General features: G+C 68.4%; 15 protein-coding genes. 6 read left to right on the top strand and 9 right to left on the bottom strand.

The genetic code is table 11. From position 1 onward, the window contains the following. Window positions 1-5 precede the first annotated feature (5 nt). Window positions 6-656, bottom strand: coding sequence for an amino acid-binding protein (locus IBX22_RS08690; RefSeq protein ID WP_194814788.1), 651 nt, complete (start codon window positions 654-656; stop codon window positions 6-8). Between the two features lie 283 nt (window positions 657-939). Here IBX22_RS08690 and gatC point away from each other — a divergent pair, with 283 nt between their 5' ends. Continuing rightward, on the top strand, window positions 940-1,239 hold the full coding sequence (gene gatC, locus IBX22_RS08685; RefSeq protein WP_194814787.1) for an Asp-tRNA(Asn)/Glu-tRNA(Gln) amidotransferase subunit GatC: 300 nt from the start codon (window positions 940-942) through the stop codon (window positions 1,237-1,239). After that, on the top strand, window positions 1,236-2,708 hold the full coding sequence (gatA, locus tag IBX22_RS08680; protein WP_194814786.1) for an Asp-tRNA(Asn)/Glu-tRNA(Gln) amidotransferase subunit GatA: 1,473 nt from the start codon (window positions 1,236-1,238) through the stop codon (window positions 2,706-2,708). Before gatC ends, gatA begins: the two co-directional genes overlap by 4 nt. Before the next feature lie 141 nt (window positions 2,709-2,849). On the opposite strand, the gene IBX22_RS08675 is transcribed toward gatA, so the two are convergent. Beyond that, window positions 2,850-3,734, bottom strand: a complete 885-nt coding sequence (locus tag IBX22_RS08675; RefSeq protein ID WP_194814785.1) for an SDR family NAD(P)-dependent oxidoreductase — start codon at window positions 3,732-3,734, stop codon at window positions 2,850-2,852. Window positions 3,735-3,845: 111 nt separating this feature from the next. Between IBX22_RS08675 and IBX22_RS08670 the strand changes: the two genes are divergently transcribed. Further along, window positions 3,846-4,433, top strand: coding sequence for a TetR/AcrR family transcriptional regulator (locus IBX22_RS08670; RefSeq protein ID WP_194814784.1), 588 nt, complete (start codon window positions 3,846-3,848; stop codon window positions 4,431-4,433). A 177-nt stretch (window positions 4,434-4,610) separates the two neighbouring features. Here the strand turns inward: IBX22_RS08670 and IBX22_RS08665 are convergent, their stop codons facing one another. The 3 genes from IBX22_RS08665 to IBX22_RS08655 form a co-directional block, all read right to left on the bottom strand. After that, entirely contained in the window at window positions 4,611-5,054 is a 444-nt protein-coding gene (locus IBX22_RS08665; protein WP_194814783.1) for an SRPBCC domain-containing protein, read from the bottom strand. A gap of 38 nt (window positions 5,055-5,092) precedes the next feature. After that, a complete protein-coding gene (locus IBX22_RS08660; protein ID WP_228538260.1) occupies window positions 5,093-6,541 on the bottom strand; it encodes an alpha/beta-hydrolase family protein in 1,449 nt (482 codons plus the stop codon). A gap of 235 nt (window positions 6,542-6,776) precedes the next feature. Next, on the bottom strand, window positions 6,777-7,550 hold the full coding sequence (locus IBX22_RS08655) for a hypothetical protein (RefSeq protein WP_194815796.1): 774 nt from the start codon (window positions 7,548-7,550) through the stop codon (window positions 6,777-6,779). Between the two features lie 168 nt (window positions 7,551-7,718). Here IBX22_RS08655 and IBX22_RS08650 point away from each other — a divergent pair, with 168 nt between their 5' ends. Both IBX22_RS08650 and IBX22_RS08645 read left to right on the top strand, forming a co-directional pair. After that, window positions 7,719-8,933, top strand: a complete 1,215-nt coding sequence (locus IBX22_RS08650) for a sensor histidine kinase (protein WP_228538259.1) — start codon at window positions 7,719-7,721, stop codon at window positions 8,931-8,933. An 84-nt stretch (window positions 8,934-9,017) separates the two neighbouring features. Beyond that, window positions 9,018-9,683, top strand: coding sequence for a response regulator transcription factor (locus IBX22_RS08645; protein WP_194814781.1), 666 nt, complete (start codon window positions 9,018-9,020; stop codon window positions 9,681-9,683). Here IBX22_RS08645 and IBX22_RS08640 read toward each other — a convergent pair whose 3' ends face one another. Continuing rightward, window positions 9,684-10,583, bottom strand: a complete 900-nt coding sequence (locus IBX22_RS08640; protein WP_309234493.1) for a hypothetical protein — start codon at window positions 10,581-10,583, stop codon at window positions 9,684-9,686. It lies immediately after the preceding gene. 220 nt (window positions 10,584-10,803) lie between these two features. Here IBX22_RS08640 and IBX22_RS38265 point away from each other — a divergent pair, with 220 nt between their 5' ends. Next, entirely contained in the window at window positions 10,804-12,078 is a 1,275-nt protein-coding gene (locus IBX22_RS38265; protein WP_194814780.1) for a serine/threonine-protein kinase, read from the top strand. Here IBX22_RS38265 and IBX22_RS08630 read toward each other — a convergent pair. Genes IBX22_RS08630 through IBX22_RS08620 form a run of 3 tightly spaced genes read right to left on the bottom strand, consistent with a single transcriptional unit; the run spans window position 11,979 to window position 15,542 of the window. After that, window positions 11,979-14,468, bottom strand: a complete 2,490-nt coding sequence (locus tag IBX22_RS08630; protein WP_228538649.1) for an FtsX-like permease family protein — start codon at window positions 14,466-14,468, stop codon at window positions 11,979-11,981. The genes IBX22_RS38265 and IBX22_RS08630 overlap by 100 nt on opposite strands. Then, window positions 14,468-15,193, bottom strand: a complete 726-nt coding sequence (locus tag IBX22_RS08625; protein WP_194814778.1) for an ABC transporter ATP-binding protein — start codon at window positions 15,191-15,193, stop codon at window positions 14,468-14,470. The genes IBX22_RS08630 and IBX22_RS08625 overlap by 1 nt, the downstream gene beginning before the upstream one ends. A gap of 31 nt (window positions 15,194-15,224) precedes the next feature. Next, a complete protein-coding gene (locus IBX22_RS08620) occupies window positions 15,225-15,542 on the bottom strand; it encodes a hypothetical protein (RefSeq protein WP_194814777.1) in 318 nt (105 codons plus the stop codon). Window positions 15,543-15,646 lie beyond the last annotated feature (104 nt).

The raw sequence follows: 15,646 nt of genomic DNA, 5'->3' as shown, positions 1-15,646 counted from the left end.
CTTTTTCAGCCGAGAACGGTGGCGACGATTCCGGCGAGGTAGCCCAGCCGCGCGACCTCCGACGGCCGGAAATCCGGTCCGCCCGGACGACCGAGCATCAGCACCTTCCCGGTATTGCCGAGCGGCGCGGCCGCGAGCTTGGTGTCCATATCGCGCCAGATCTGCGGCACCCAATCGGCCTCGGGATCGAGCACCGCGGGCTTCTCCAGCGGCATCCAGGGCGCCGAAGCCGCCTGGGTCTGCGGCGCGCTCTGGCTGCCGACCACCCGATAGGCGCCCTGCGGGCCCATGTCGAGGATGGTGGACCAGCCCACGCGCAGCACCCGGGGCGCACCGTCGACGAGGACCTGCATCCGGTCGTCGCGCGCGCTGGCGACCTGATCGATCAGCTCGAGTTCCCGATGGGTGTCCAAGACGCCCGAGTACGGGCGGATCGAATCCACGCGCACGTCACCGATGGATTCCGCCGCGGTGATGAGGGTGTCGGGCAGCGCGCCGGGCGGCACCTCCACGACGAGATCGTCGATCGCGAAGCCGGCCCCGCGCTCGACCACGTCGAGGGAGAGGATGTCGGCACCCACCGAACCCAGGGCGAGTGCCAGGGAGCCGAGGCTTCCCGGGCGATCCGGAAGTTGCACGCGGAGCAGATAAGACACGCGCGTTCCTTTCCTCTGGGCCGGCCGAGCCTGGTGATCGGTTACCCGGGTCTGGCAATACTTACACCCCCGGGCGACGGTTATCGAGTCGAACAGCCGCCAGTGACCAACGCCACGCGGCGTTTTGACGGCGCGGCGGCGTGTCACGCTAGGCGGCGGGGGTGTGTCGATCCGCTGCGGGCTGCGGTGGGCGGCGCACCTCGGCGGGTCGGTAGGCTACCGTCTGGCCGAATCTCTTCGAAAATCCCAGCATCACGCTCAACATGCCGAAAGGGGTCCTGCGGTGCCCGCCATCTCCCGCGACGAGGTAGCTCACCTCGCCCGGCTGTCCCGGCTCGCGCTGTCCGATGCCGAACTGGATCAGTTCGCCGGTCAGCTGGATTCGATCCTGAGTCACGTACGGACCATCAACGAGGTCGCCGCCGCCGACGTCCCGCCCACCTCGTCGCCCAATCCGACGACGAACGTGACCCGGCCCGATGAGGTCCAGCCGAGCCTGACGCCCGGGGAAGCGCTCTCGGGTGCGCCCGCGGTGGAGGAACAGCGGTTCATGGTTCCGCAGATTCTGGGAGAGGGCGCATGAGCGACCTGACCACGCGCACCGCCGCGGAGCTGGCCGAGCAGATCCATGCTCGCGAGGTGACCTCGGTCGAGGTGACGCAGGCGCACCTGGATCGCATCGCCGAATCCGACGGGGAGATCCACGCTTTCCTGCATGTCGCCGGTGACCAGGCTCTGGAAGCCGCCGCGAAGGTCGACGCCGACCTGGCCGCCGGCAAGGCGCCCGCCTCCGCGCTCGCCGGTGTCCCGCTGGCGCTCAAGGACGTGTTCACCACCACGGACATGCCCACCACCTGCGCCTCGAAGATCCTCGAAGGCTGGGTCTCGCCCTACGACGCGACGGTCACCACGCGCCTGCGCGAGGCCGGCATCCCGATCCTCGGCAAGACCAATATGGACGAGTTCGCCATGGGCTCCTCCACCGAGAACTCGGCCTACGGCCCGACCCGCAACCCGTGGGACACCACCCGCATTCCGGGCGGTTCCGGCGGCGGTTCGGCGGCGGCGCTGGCCGCGCACCAGGCGCCGCTGGCCATCGGCACCGACACCGGCGGCTCCATCCGCCAGCCCGCCGCGGTCACCGCGACCGTCGGCACCAAGCCCACCTACGGCACGGTGTCCCGGTTCGGTCTGGTCGCGTGCGCGTCCTCGCTGGATCAGGGTGGTCCGTGTGGTCGCACCGTGCTCGATACCGCGCTGCTGCACGAGGTCATCGCCGGGCACGATCCGCGCGACTCCACCTCCCGCAAGGTGCCGGTGCCGCCGGTGGTCGCGGCCGCGCGCGAAGGCGCCAAGGGTGACCTGCGCGGCCTGAAGGTCGGCGTGGTCAAGGAACTGCATTCCGACAGCTACCAGTCGGGTGTCATCGAATCCTTCGACGCCGCGGTCGCGGTGCTGAAGGAACTCGGCGCCGAAGTCGTCGAAGTGTCCTGCCCGAACTTCGAATACGCGCTGTCGGCGTACTACCTGGTGATGCCTTCGGAGGTGTCGTCGAACCTGGCTCGTTTCGACGCGATGCGCTACGGCCTGCGCGTCGACGACGACGGCCGGCACAGCGCCGACCAGGTCATGGCGGCCACCCGGGCCGCCGGTTTCGGCCCGGAAGTCAAGCGCCGCATCATGCTCGGCACCTACGCGCTGTCGGCCGGGTACTACGACGAGTACTACGGCCAGGCGCTGAAGGTGCGCACGCTGATCACGCGCGACTTCGACCAGGCCTACGAGCAGGTCGACGTACTGGTCTCGCCGACCAGCCCGTTCACCCCGTGGAAGCTGGGCGAGAAGGTCGACGATCCGCTGGCGATGTACCTGTCGGACCTGTGCACCCTGCCCACCAACCTGGCCGGGCATCCGGCGATGTCGGTGCCGTCGGGGCTGAGCAAGGACGACGGGATGCCGGTCGGGTTCCAGATCATGGCGCCCGCGCTGGCCGATGATCGCCTGTACCGCGTCGGTGCGGCGTACGAAGCGGCGCGCGGCCCCATCAACTGAGATCAGATAGCGGCGGGGTGGAACCAGGTTTCGGGTTCCACCCCGTTCTGCTGCACCGGCCAGGTGATCCGGGATCCGCAGGTAGTTGTGGCGTCAGGGGCCGGCGGGGTGGAACCGGGCTTCGGGTCCACCCCCGTTCTGCTATGCGGGCCAGGTGAATTCGGGATCCGTCAGGTAATCCTGGCGGCGGGCGTCCAGGGCCATGGTGACCATTTGGTGGGCGCCGGGGCCAATTACCTTGCGGACCGGAGGGTTCGGCATGGCGACCAGGTCGAGGATCGCCGCGGCGGCGACTTCCGGTCCCGGTTCGGTCGATTCGGGGGCCTCCGCAGGCTCGTGCGTGCTCGGCGCGGATTCGTCTGGGGTGTGCGCGGATTCGGCTTGGACGAGCGGGCCCCAGTAGTCCGGCATACCGAAGAGGGCTTGGCGCTGCTCGGTGTAGGCGGGCAGTTCCGTGCCGAACTTCATGCTCGACTTCGCCCAGTCGGTGTCGAAGCCGCCCATTTGGGCGAGGGTGACATGGATGCCGAAGGGCCGCAGTTCGTCGGCCAGCGAAGCGCTGAACCCTTCCAGGGCCCACTTGCTCGCGTTGTACAGGCCGAACAACGGCAGGCTGCCGACCGCGCCGACCGTCGAGATCTGCACGATGTGGCCGGAACCCTGCGCCCGCAGGTGCGGTACCGCCGCCTGCGAAACCCAGAGGGCGCCATAAAAGTTGGTGTCCATCTGGTCGCGGATCTCGGCCTCGGTGAGTTCTTCGAGGGCACCGACAAGGCCATAGCCCGCGTTGTTGATGATCACGTCGATGGTGCCGACCTTGTCGAAAGCGGCGTTCACCGTGTCGATTACGGCGCCGCGGTCGCGAACGTCCAACGGCAGCACCGTGAGTCGCTCGTCCCGCAGATCTTCCATGGTCTTCGGATCGCGGGCGGTCGCGACGACGCGGTCACCCTGGGCGAGGGCGGCGGTGGTGAAGGCGCGGCCGAGGCCGCGGTTGGCGCCGGTGATGAACCAGGTGCGGGTCATGGTGACTCCTTTCGTCGCGAGACGATCCGTCTCGTTGGAACGAGGACGACACTGCCAGCCGACTTCGAAGTTGTCAAGACGAGACGGTTCGTCTCTCTCTAGACTCGGCGCATGCCCGAAACGCCCAGCGCAGCCCGGCGCAGTGAACGCGCCCGCGCCGCGATCCTGAACGCCGCCACCGAGCTGATTCGCGAATTGCCCAACGCGAAGCTCACTGTGGAGGTGATCGCTTCCCGCGCGGGTGTCGGTAAGCAGACGATCTACCGATGGTGGCCTTCCAAGGGCGCGGTGGTGTGCGACGCCATGCTCGAACTCGACTCCGGCCCGGACGGATTGGCCCTGCCGGACACCGGCGATATCCGCGCCGACCTACTCCCGCAGATGCGCGGTTCGGTCGCCGCACTCACCGACCCCGGCTTCGAATCGTTCCTGCGCGCGATCTACATCGAGATCCAGCAGGATCCCGCACCCGGCGCTCTCTACCGCGAGCGCCTCCTGTTGCCCCACCGTGCCGCCATCGCCGAACGCCTCACGGCCGCAATCGTTTCCGGCGAACTCCGCGCCGATCTGAACCTGGAACTGGCCTTGGATCTGCTACTCGGCCCGATCCAGAGCCGGTGGTCCCTCGGCCTCGGCGGCCTCGACGAAGCCTATGCCGACGCCGCGCTGGACGCTGCCCTCGCCTACCTCCGCGCGTGACGTCGCCTCTCAGGACCTCCGCGCGTGATGTCGCCTCTCGGGACCTCCGCGCGTGATGTCGCCTCTCGGGACCTCCGCGCGTGATGTCGCCTCTCGGGACCGCCGCGCGTGACGTTGCCCCTCGCGACCGCCGCGCGTGGCGTCGCTGTCGTTGCTATGCGCGGCCGACGCCTGGGGTCAGCGGCTGTGCTGGGACTCGGCTTGGCGCTGGACGGCCGCGGTCATGCCTTCGAATCCGTTGCGCAGGTGCTTGCCGAGTGCGGCGCGGACGACCGGGTTGAGCCAGCCGTTGAGTTCGAAGTGGGATTCGTAGCGGGTGCGCTCGGGTGTGACGGCGGTGACGGTGTGTGAGCGCAGGCTGTGCAGGGTGCCGAGGGGGACCGGCTTCATGGTGTAGCTGAATTCACGTCCGGGGGTGTGGCTGCGCATGTATTCGCGCTGGCGCAGGCGTTTGGGGCCGAGTTGTACGAGCATGTCGATCGGTTCGCCCGGGATCAGGCTCGTCTTCGCCTCCAGGCAGAAGGGGTTCCAGTCGCCGTAGTGCGCGAAGTCGGTGAGCACCTGCCACACCACCTCGGCGGGGGCGTCGATGTAGACAGCGGCGTCGATGGTCAGTCCCATGCGAGAAAACTAGAACACGTTTCAGGATGCGTCAACGGTCAGCAGGTCCCGAGGTCTGTGCCCTGGTCGGTGCCGTAGCGGTGGCCGTGCCCGGCGGGTGCGTCGAGGGCGGCGAGCAGGTCGGCTGTGGTCTGGACGAAGCTCGCCACCGGAAGCCACTGCGGGACAGGGGCGTCCACGCGAGTTCCGGACAGATCCGGGGCGCGCCACAGCAGCGACGGCGACCAGTGCACCACCGGGTCGGAGCTGTTGGCCAGCACTGTCGCGCCCGACCGGTACACGTGACCGGCCGGCGGTCCCGCCCACAGGACGGCGCAGGTGCGACGGTCCTGATCGGCGTCATCGGTGAAGACCGAACTGCCGCCATATGCTCCGAGACTCTGGCCATAGACGAACAGCCGGTTCTTCCCGCCGAGCTCGGCGCTGCGCTGCTCCACGGCGGCGAACAACGCGCGCGCGGCGGCGATGGCCTCGTCACGGCCGAAGACGAACGTCACCCAGCTCGGTGCGTAGGAGTACTGCATGCCGACCACCGCGGCGTCGTCACCGAACCGCTGCGCGAATCCTTTCATCGCATTCGCGTCGATCCATCCCGATCCGGTCGGAACCGCGACGACGATGTTCGACTTGGCGAACCCGCCGGACCGCTCCAACTCCCGGATCGTCAGCGCCACACGGGAATCCAGATGAGGCGCGGATTCCACTCCGGCATAGACCCGGACCGGCCCCTCGGCTTGGCCGGAGACGAACTTACGCCCCTCCGCGCCGAGTGACCCCCAGCTGACCGCCGACTCGGCACTGCCCGATCTCGCGAATGAAACCGGCTGCACCAGAGCGGGATCCATCACATGGTTCGCCGCGGCATAGGTACTCTGCCGCCACCCTACGAAACTCGGGACCAGCACGAGATATCCGGCCGCCGCGGCCACCACGGTCAACGCGATACTGCGGGCAAGACCCAACCGCCTCAACGCCCACCGGAATCCACGCGCGATACCGGTGCACACTCCGACAAGCAGTGCCGCACCGAGCGCGCATCGCAACCAGTAATCGGGCCCGATCGGCGGGGTCCCCATCGCAGACCGCAGCGCGTTCTGCCAATGCCCCGCCTGCGCCGCCGCGCCGACGATCAGGAGCGTGCTCAACGCGAACAGCGGACGACGTGCACCTGGGAACCGCGTATTGATATCGAATTTCCAGCGCCGCAGCACCATTCGAAGTAGTCCCGCCACCGCGAGGACGATCACGATCAGCAACGCGGTCAAGATGGCCTGCGCCCCAGGGGTTCTTGGCAAGAGTCCTGGCGACAGTGAAACCAGCGCGCCGATCCCGATCGCCGAGGTGGTGCCGACTCGTGGCGCGCTGGACAGCACCTTCCGCGCTGTCGCCTGCACCCGCTGCGAGCGCTTCCCCGGCTCGGACGCCCGTGTCGGCGCGGCAGCCTCCGCGCCGACAGTGTCTGGTCTTTCGAGGGTGGTCGTCATCATGAAACCTCCTGCAACGTGCCGTGTTTCAACAAATTCGCGGGACCCGCTACCGCGTTCGCCGAGCAATCTCCCTGGTGTCCCGGCCCGCTGTCGGCCGTGCCCGAGGCGTCAACGAGACGACGAGGACTCGGCAGCTCGTAGGCCTTCAGTCGAGCTGTAGCTGCGGGCGCTCGGGTGTCGCCGGAACGCCGGGGCAATTGCGGCCCCGTCTTCCGGCCAGAGGAAAGTTCTGACCTCATGCGAGCGCCCCGGCTGCGGCAGGGGTGACGGGTGCGAGCCGCGGTCGGCGCAGAGCAGGCAGTCGCCCGCCGAACAGCGTGCGTGCCAGTGCGAGGAGTGCCGTGACTCCGAGCCCAGCCAGCGCGAAAATGCCGAAATGCCAACTGTTGAGACCGGATTCGGCAACCGGGGCGCCGTAATCCTGACGACGGGAGTTCAGGTCGACGAAGGCGTCCGCGACATCGGCCATGGTGAAGCACTCGGCGCGGCCGACCGCGGTGGTGCGAGTGGTGCAGGCTTCCTGCATGCGGCGGTCGAGAGTGGAGTCGACGGCCTGGCGCGCCCAGGGGCCGAGGGGCGCTCCGCTGCGATCGGCGTAGCGGAGCAGGTCGTAGCCGAGATCGTGGGCCCGGCAGGCCAGTTCGAATTCCGCGGGGAGCGGGACGGGGGAGGAGCAGCCGCCACTCGGGTTGACCAGGAGCCCGCGCTCGGTGCCCGGCTCGTACCCGATGACCGACGCGAAGTCCGCGGGCAGCTGAGCGGCCGAACCGGGGCCACCCGCCGTGAGATTCACGACCGCCGTTGCCGCCGCGGCATTTTCGATGCGGGGCTCGGCCACCGACGCCGCGTGGGTCACCGGGGCGAGCGCGACAGTCGCCGCCATCGTCGTCAGCACGACGGCGGTCACCGCGGCACACCGCTCCAGCTTGGTGCGGCGCGGGTTCGCGGGGGACATCTCATCGGCCGCTGTTTCAGCGCCGGCCTGCCGGGCGGTGGTCGGGAAGCTCATGATCGGTAACGCTAGGAATCGGCAGCGCCCGCCCACCTCACGCCGAAGTGCGGTTTCGGGTCCCGTGCCTGCGGGGGAGCGGGCCGATGATCTCCCACCGGGGTACGGGGTCGCGGTTCACCCGACGGTATGACGCGGTCCAGGCCGCGGGTTTCTACTGTCATAGGTATGAAGCAGCAAATCCGTGCCCGGAAGAAGGCCCTGCCACCGCGCCTGTTGTTCGATATCGGCAGCGTGGCCGTGGCGCTCGTCTTCTATGTGATCGCGTGGCCGACGCTGCACCTCACCCATATGGTGCCGATCGCGGCACAGCCGGGCGTGGCCGCGCTGGCCGCTTTCCCGGTGCTGTTCGTGCGCGTGAATCCGGCGCTGGGCTGGGCGATTTCCGCGGGTTCGGCGCTGCTCATCGCGTTGGCGATCCCGCATCAGTCCGGCAATGACATGCCGTTCCAGGTGATTCACGTGCTGGCGCTGCTCATTCTGCTGTTGGCGGTGGGGGTGCGTGCGCCGATGCAGCTGGTCGCGGTGGCGTGGGCGGGCACAGCGCTGCTGTTCGCCACGACCATGCCGGGTTCGGGCGCGGGTGCGGCCTGGGGTTGGCCGATCGGGCTGGCCGCGGTGGTGCTGGTGGGTCTGCTGATCCGCTGGCTGGTCGCTTCGCGGGCGCAGTTGCTGCAGCAGGAGGAGGCGAACGAGCTGGAGCGGGCGCGGCGCACGATCCTCGAGGAGAAGGCGCGTATCGCCCGTGACCTGCACGATGTGGTCGCGCACCACATGTCGCTGGTGGTGGTGCAGGCGCAGACCGCGCCGTATCGGGTCGAGGGTGTGACCCCGGCCGCGCGTGCGGAGTTCGATTCCATCGGGGCGACGGCGCGGGAGGCGTTGAACGAGATCCGCGGGATGCTCGGGGTGCTGCGCAGTGACGGTCAGCTGCCGGAAACCGCGCCGCAGCCCAAGGCCAGCGATCTGCTCGGCTTGTTCGAGGGTGCGCGCCGGGCGGGTGTCGACATCGACTGGACGGTCGAGGGTGACCTCGTCGCGGTTCCGGAAACCACCGGGCTGGCGCTGTATCGGATCGCGCAGGAGTCGCTGTCCAACGCTTCCCGGCATGCACCGGGTGCACCGGTCCGAGTCGAGCTGATCAGCGGGGCCGACCTGGTGCTGCGGGTCGGAAATGGTCCGGGCGCGACGCCGGCTCGGCCGTCGGCCAATGGCGGGCACGGCATCGCGGGCATGCAAGCCCGGGCGTTGGCGGCCGGTGGCGAACTGACCGCGGGTCCGCGTCCCGACGGCGGGTACGAAGTTCAGGCCCGGTTGCCGCTGGGCCCGCCGCTCCTGGGCACCCCGGATTTCGCAGTGGGTGCGCCGCCGCTGTCGTCCTGAGCGCTGGGGCGGATCCCTGGTCGGCGAGATCTCGCTGACCAGGGACGCGCGCTGCGGGTGGGTGCGCGCGGTTAAGGTGATCCGGTGGCTATAACGGTTTTGATCGCCGATGACCAGGCGATGGTTCGCCAGGGTTTCGGCGCCCTGCTCGCCGCGCAACCCGATATCAGCGTGATCGGGGACGCGCCGGACGGGAAGGCCGCGGTGGCGGAGGCGAAGCGGCTGCGCCCGGACGTGGTGCTGATGGACGTGCGGATGCCCGAGATGAACGGGCTCGACGCCGCGCGCGCGATCCTCGCGGCCGGGTTCGATCCGCCGGTGCGGGTGCTGATGCTCACCACCTTCGATATCGACGACTACGTTTACGAGGCACTGAGCTTGGGCGCGAGCGGATTTCTGCTCAAGGACGCGCCCGCCGAGGAACTGGTGCGCGCGGTGCGGGTGGTCGCCGAGGGGCAGGCGCTGCTGGCGCCCACCGTCACGCGCCGCCTGATCGCCGATGTCACCAGCCGCCGCAACCACACACGCGCGAAACCCACTCCCGCCCTTGCGTCTTTGACGCCCCGGGAACGGGAGGTGCTGGAGCTGATCGCCAAGGGGATGTCCAATACCGAGATCGCCGAGGCGCTGTTCGTTGCCGAGCAGACCGTGAAAACCCATGTCTCCAAGGTCTTCTCGAAACTGGACCTGCGGGATCGGGCGCAGGCGGTCGTGCTCGCCTACGAGTCGGGACTGGTCACACCAGGCTGATCACCGCGGGCATTTGCCCCCGCGCAGTTCGCCGAGGTGCCGATCCAGCAGCTCGGCGAGGTCGTCGAGCATCGCGGTCGCATCTTCGTAGGTGCCCGAATCGGCTTGCGCGGCAACGGCGATGGCGACCCGGCCGGACTTGGTGGGCACCAGACCGAACTGGCGAACGGTGTAGATGCCGGTGTCGTCGTCGGGACCCCAGCCGCCCTTGAACTCCACGTCGTCGAGTTTGCCCAGCCCCCAAGCCTGTTCGGGGGTGATTTCACCCATCAGCTTGGTGACGGTGCCGGACTCGGCCAGGCAGGGCAGCTTGGCGGCGAACTTTACCTGGTCGGTGAGCGTCCATTCGGTGGCGCCGAAGGCCGACAGGTCCAGCTGGGTGTGCGAGGCGGCGATGTCGGTATCGTCGTCACCGGCTTCGTCGAGGACCTCCTGGACGGCCTTCGCGGCTTCCGCCCCGGCGCCGAGGGACGCCCAAAGTGCGTCCGCCGCACCATTGTCCGACCAGGTGATGGCGGCTTCGACGTCGCTCAGCACCCCTTCGGGGTCATGGCGCAACGCGGCGATGGCCAGCGGAACCTTGATGGTGGACCAGGCGATTCCGGAGGTCCAATCGCCGAGCACGGTCATCTTGCCGCCGCCGACCGGCATGATCGCCAAGCCGACCCGGCCACCGAAAGCTGGCTTCAGCAGCGCGAATTCGGAGGCGAGGGACTCGGAGCGGGCGGCCGACCAGGCCGAACGCCACATGCCGTCGGTGGGCAGTACGACCTTCTGGGGCGCGACTTCCATCCGGTGTTCGGGCACCAGGCCACAGGAGGTCAGGGCGAGTGCCGTGACGGCGACGGCGACACCCCGCAGCGCCACCCGGCCCGCGGGCATCGATCGAGCAGACTTCACTACCGTGTCCTCCCCACCACCACGGCACGATCAATTACCTGGTGATGCAAACTACTCCGCACCCCGCCCGGTTGCCACCGGCCGGTGAGAACATCGCCCTGGCTAACTGGCGAGCGACGTCCCACTGTCAGTTTCCCTGATATTCCGGCGGAATTCGAAATCAAGAGCTGGGCGGTCGCCTTGTAGGCTGACTTCCTGTCTTTACCGGAAGGGGGTCGCGTTGCTGAACAGCGGTGACGTGTTCGCCGGCTACACCGTGGAACGCCTGCTCGGACAGGGTGGCATGGGTTCGGTGTATCTGGCCAGGCATCCGCGCCTGCCGCGGCAGACCGCGCTGAAGTTGCTGAACCGAGAGTTGTTCACCGACGCGGAAGTACGGGCCCGGTTCGAACGTGAGGCCGATCTGGCGGCGCATCTGGACCACCCGAACATCGTGGCCGTCTACGACCGCGGCTCCGAGAACGAACAGCTGTGGATCGCCATGCAGTACGTCGACGGGGTGGACGCGGCGACCGTGAACCCGATGACGCTGCCGCCGGAGCGCGCCGTGCAGATCATCGAAGGCGTCGCGGGCGCACTGGATTACGCACACGGCATGGGCGTGCTGCACCGCGACGTGAAACCGGCCAACATCATGCTGGCCAAAGCCGGTGGCGGGCACGGGGAGCGGGTATTCCTCACCGACTTCGGAATCGCCCGGCTGCGTGAGGATTCCACGCACCTGACCCAGGCGGGCATGTTCACCGCCACCCTGGCCTACGCCTCACCGGAGCAGATGACCGGCCGCCCCCTCGACCACCGCTCGGACCAGTATTCCCTTGGCTGCGCCCTGTATTGGCTGCTCACCGGCATCGGCCCGTTCGACGCCGACAACCCGGCCGACATCATCCGGGGCCACCTGCAGATGGCCCCGGTCCCGGTCTGTGTGCGAAGACCTGGCCTGAACCCGGCCCTGGACCAGGTGCTCGCCGTCGCGATGGCCAAGCTCCCGGGCCAGCGGTTCGGTTCCTGCGCCGAGTTCGTCTCCGTGGCGAAGAAGGCTCTCAAGGCCCCGGTCCAGCAGGTCCCGCACACGGTGACCGGCCCCCTGAATCCGCCCTTCACACCGGGGTTTCCGGTCTATCAGGGAGCTCCCCAACCGCCGCCGTTGCCCGCGCAGGTACTGCCCGCCGCACCGCCCGCCGTCGTGCCCGCGCCGAACTATGGTGCGCCGCACCCGATGTCGCGCCCACCCCGGCGCATCGCGGGTCTGGTCGGCTGGCTCGTCATCGCCTTGATCGCCCTGCTGACCCTGGTGATCTTCTTACTCGTGGTCGCCTCGAACGGGCCGCTCGACAACGAGGGCAGCGGTACCGCACACCAGCTCGACAGGCGCACGGAGGCAGCTCCGGCGATTCAGTCCACCGCCAGCGCGTCCACGATCGGCATCCGCGCCGCGCGCACTGCGGGCGGGATCGAACCCAGCAACGCCAAACCGAGAGCGGCGGCGCCGTAGACCAGGATGAGCAGGCTCGGGTCGTAGATCGGATCGATGGTCATGGCGTGTCCTATCGCGACGATGGCCAGATATTGGATGCCGGTGCCGACGACGAGACCTATTGCCGCGCCGATGAATCCGATGCCCGCCGCTTCGGCGAGCACCGACCGGAGCAGGAATTTGCGGTTGGTGCCCATGGCGCGCAGCACGCCGAGTTCGCGGCGGCGCTCCAGGACCGACAGCATCAGGGTGTTCAGCAGGGCGACGGTGGCGACCAGGACGACGATCCAGAGGATGGCCGCGCTCATCGCCGTGCCTTGGCGCAGGCTGCCGGAGATGGCCTCGACCTGCTGCTGACCGGTGGCGACTCGGATATCGGGCGGTAGCGCCGCCAGGATGGCGGACTTGACGGCGGCCGGGTCGGCGCCGTCGGCGACATCGACCCCGAGGATCGTCTCGCCGGGGCGTTCGTACCAGGCGCGCAAGTGATCGATATCCATGATGACCACGCCCGCGACCGCGCTGAAGTACGGAATGACTTGCAGCACTTGCACAGTGTGGTCGCCGGTCGGGGTCGGCAGCGTCACCTGCGAGCCCGCGGTAACGCCGAGTTCCCGGGCCACATCGCGCGAGATGATGACGCCCTCGCCGGATGCCATGCGGGGCAACAGGGTTCGGTCCACTGCCTGGATGTTGATGTCACCCTCCTCGGCTTCGAAGCCCTGCAGCATCACCCGTCCACTGCCGAGGGTCGCGAAGGCCATCTGTGCCGGGCTGACGTCGGCGACACCGGGCACCCCGGCGACCTTGTCCTTGATATCGGCAGGCAGCAGTGGTCCGGTCGGAAACTGTTCGGCCGCGGTGACACTCACGTTCAGGTCGATACGGCCCAGTTCCTCGAACGTCTTGCTCGCCGAATCGACCATGTCGCGGGACGCCCCGCCCATCGCGACGGTCGCCGCCACCCCGATCATCACCGTCATCGCGGTCGCCCAGACCCGGCGTGGCGCCCGCTCCAGTGTGGTGGCGCCGAGCGCGCCGGGCGGCCCGAACTGCCGGGCGATCGCGGCGGCGGCCCGCACGATGGGCCCGGTGGCGGCGAAGCAGAGCACCACGGCCCCGGCATAGGACATCGAAATGGAAACCAATGAGATGCGGCCCAGATCGGCATTCGCGATACCGATCGCGCCGCCGATGAGCCCGAGGCCCAGCACGATGGCCACGATCCGCAACGCCCGGCTGGTGGTGTCGGTGTGCGCCACTCCGACCGGGACCAGCGCCTCGATCGGCTCCACTTTGTAGACCTGCCGGGCGGCGATGGCCGCCGCTATCACGCTGGCCAGTACACATGCCACGACGGCCACGGGTATCGCGTACCAGGGGACCAGGTATTCGGTGCGCGCCTCCACCGACTGCACGATGCCGACCGGAATCCGGTCGATACTGATGCGGCCCATCAGGATTCCGATGCCCGCACCGATCGCACCGCCGATCACGCCCAGCAGCGCGGCTTCGGCGAGGAGGTCGCGCACCATCGGCCCGCGTTTACCGCCGATCGCGCGCAGCAGCGACAGCATCGGACGGCGCTGCGCCACCGCCATACTCATCGCGTTGTAGATCAGGAACGCGGACACGATCAGCGCCGCGAACGAGGACATGAGCGTCGAGTACCGCACGATCTGAATCGCCCCGCCGGCCTGGGCCGTGCGCAGACTCGGGTCGGCGACCACCGCGCGTCCACCGACCGCTGCGGTCAAAGCGGCACGGAGCGTGGGGATATCGGTGCCCGGCGTCGGGATGATCTGCACCGAGTCGAGCCGTCCGGGGCGGCCGGTCAGGGTCTGCGCCAAACCCAGCTGGGTGGCGACGATGTGACCGCCGTTGAGGTGCTTGGAGGATTCGTGATCGAGCACTCCGGCGACCGTGACGGTCTCATTGCCGAGCCGGAAGGTGTCCCCTTCCTGATGGCCGAGCGCCGCACCGACGAGCACGCCATTGCGCACCGAAAGGAGTTTGAGCCCTTGACTTGCCATCGGACCGGTCAGCCGGCTGCCGAGCGCGGAGATGCTTTGATCGGCGCCGATCAGCATCAAGCGGTTCTCGCCCGCACCAACCTGTGCCCGCAACATCGGTACCGCCGTCTGCACGCCGGGCGTGGCCGAAATCCGGGGCAGCAGTTGCTGTTCGAAGCCCGCGTCGGTGATCCCGCTGACCTCCAGCTCGGCCGCACCGCCGAGGGCGCGGGTGAGTTTGTCCACCGACCCCGTCACCGACCCGGAGATACTCAGCACCGCCACCAGCAGCGCGGCCGAAATACTCATCACCGCCAGCGACATGACGGTGCGGCCGCGGTGCGCGAGCAGTTCACCGATATTGAACAGCCGCAACCGATCCCAGATCGCGGCCATCACGCGCGCACCGCGCCGCTGCCGCGGACCTTGCGATCGACGGCGTCGTTGGACCCGATCTGCCCGTCGCGCAGCGTGATCACCCGGTCGCAGTACTCCACCGCGCCCATATCGTGGGTCACCATTACGACCGAATTACCGTCGCCCGCAATGTCGCCCAGCAGTTTCAGGATCGACGCGCCGGTCTTGGAGTCGAGATTGCCGGTGGGTTCGTCGGCCAGGATCAGCGGCGGATCCATGATCAGCGCCCGCGCCACCGCGACTCGCTGCATCTGCCCGCCCGACAACTCCGAAGGCCGGTGCCCCGCCCGGTCACCGAGGCCGACCCGGTCCAGCAGTTCCAGCGCCCGCGGCTTGGCCTTGCGTAACCCGGTGCCGTCCAGCAACTTCGGGATGGCCACGTTCTCCCACGCGGTCAGCGTCGGCAGCAGGTTGAAGAACTGGAAGATGAAACCGACCTGGTGTCTGCGGAATTCGGACTGGCGCTCGTCGTCCAGCGAGCCGATCTCCTCGCCCCGGAACTGGATCGAGCCCGCGGTCGGGCTGTCCAGCGCACCGAGCAGATGCAACAGCGTGCTCTTCCCGGATCCGGAAGGCCCGATGATCGAGGTGAATTCGCCCGGTTCGATGCGCAGACTCACGCCGTCCAGCGCGCGCACGGACTGGCCGCCCACCCGGTATTCCTTGATGATGTCGGTCAGTTCCAACATGGCCGGCTCCGGCATTGTTTTCCCCCACTCTCTTTCGTTTCTGTGGTCAGCGCGCCATGGCTTCGATCGCCTGCCGGCGCGGCGTGTAGGCATCGAGCACCGCCCGCAGCGCGGGCTGCTCGGCGGCGAGCTCGAGATAGGCGTCGACGGCGGACTGGCCCCGGCTCATCGCCTCCTCCAGCTTCACTTCGAGGTGGATCTTCCAGCGGTAGTAGAGCGCTTGCAGCAACCCCGCGGGTCCGCCGAACAGCCGGTCCAGTTCCGGGATCCCCGAGAACAGGTCGGGACTGGCCGGGTCGAGGACCGCGCGGGTGAGCACGGTGTGCACGATTTCGGTTCGCGTGTGCTGATCTTCCCAGGACATTGGCGTGGCCTTCCGTGATTCGATGGAAATGACGCTACGGAGACCACTACGCGCTGTCGTCGTGCCAGAGCAGCGAATTCGCTTCCTACCCCGGTAGGAGAAGC

The sequence above is a fragment of the Nocardia sp. XZ_19_385 genome (assembly GCF_015355755.1).
In the GTDB taxonomy this organism is placed as follows: domain Bacteria; phylum Actinomycetota; class Actinomycetes; order Mycobacteriales; family Mycobacteriaceae; genus Nocardia.
This window is presented reverse-complemented; position numbering and strand designations above follow the sequence as displayed.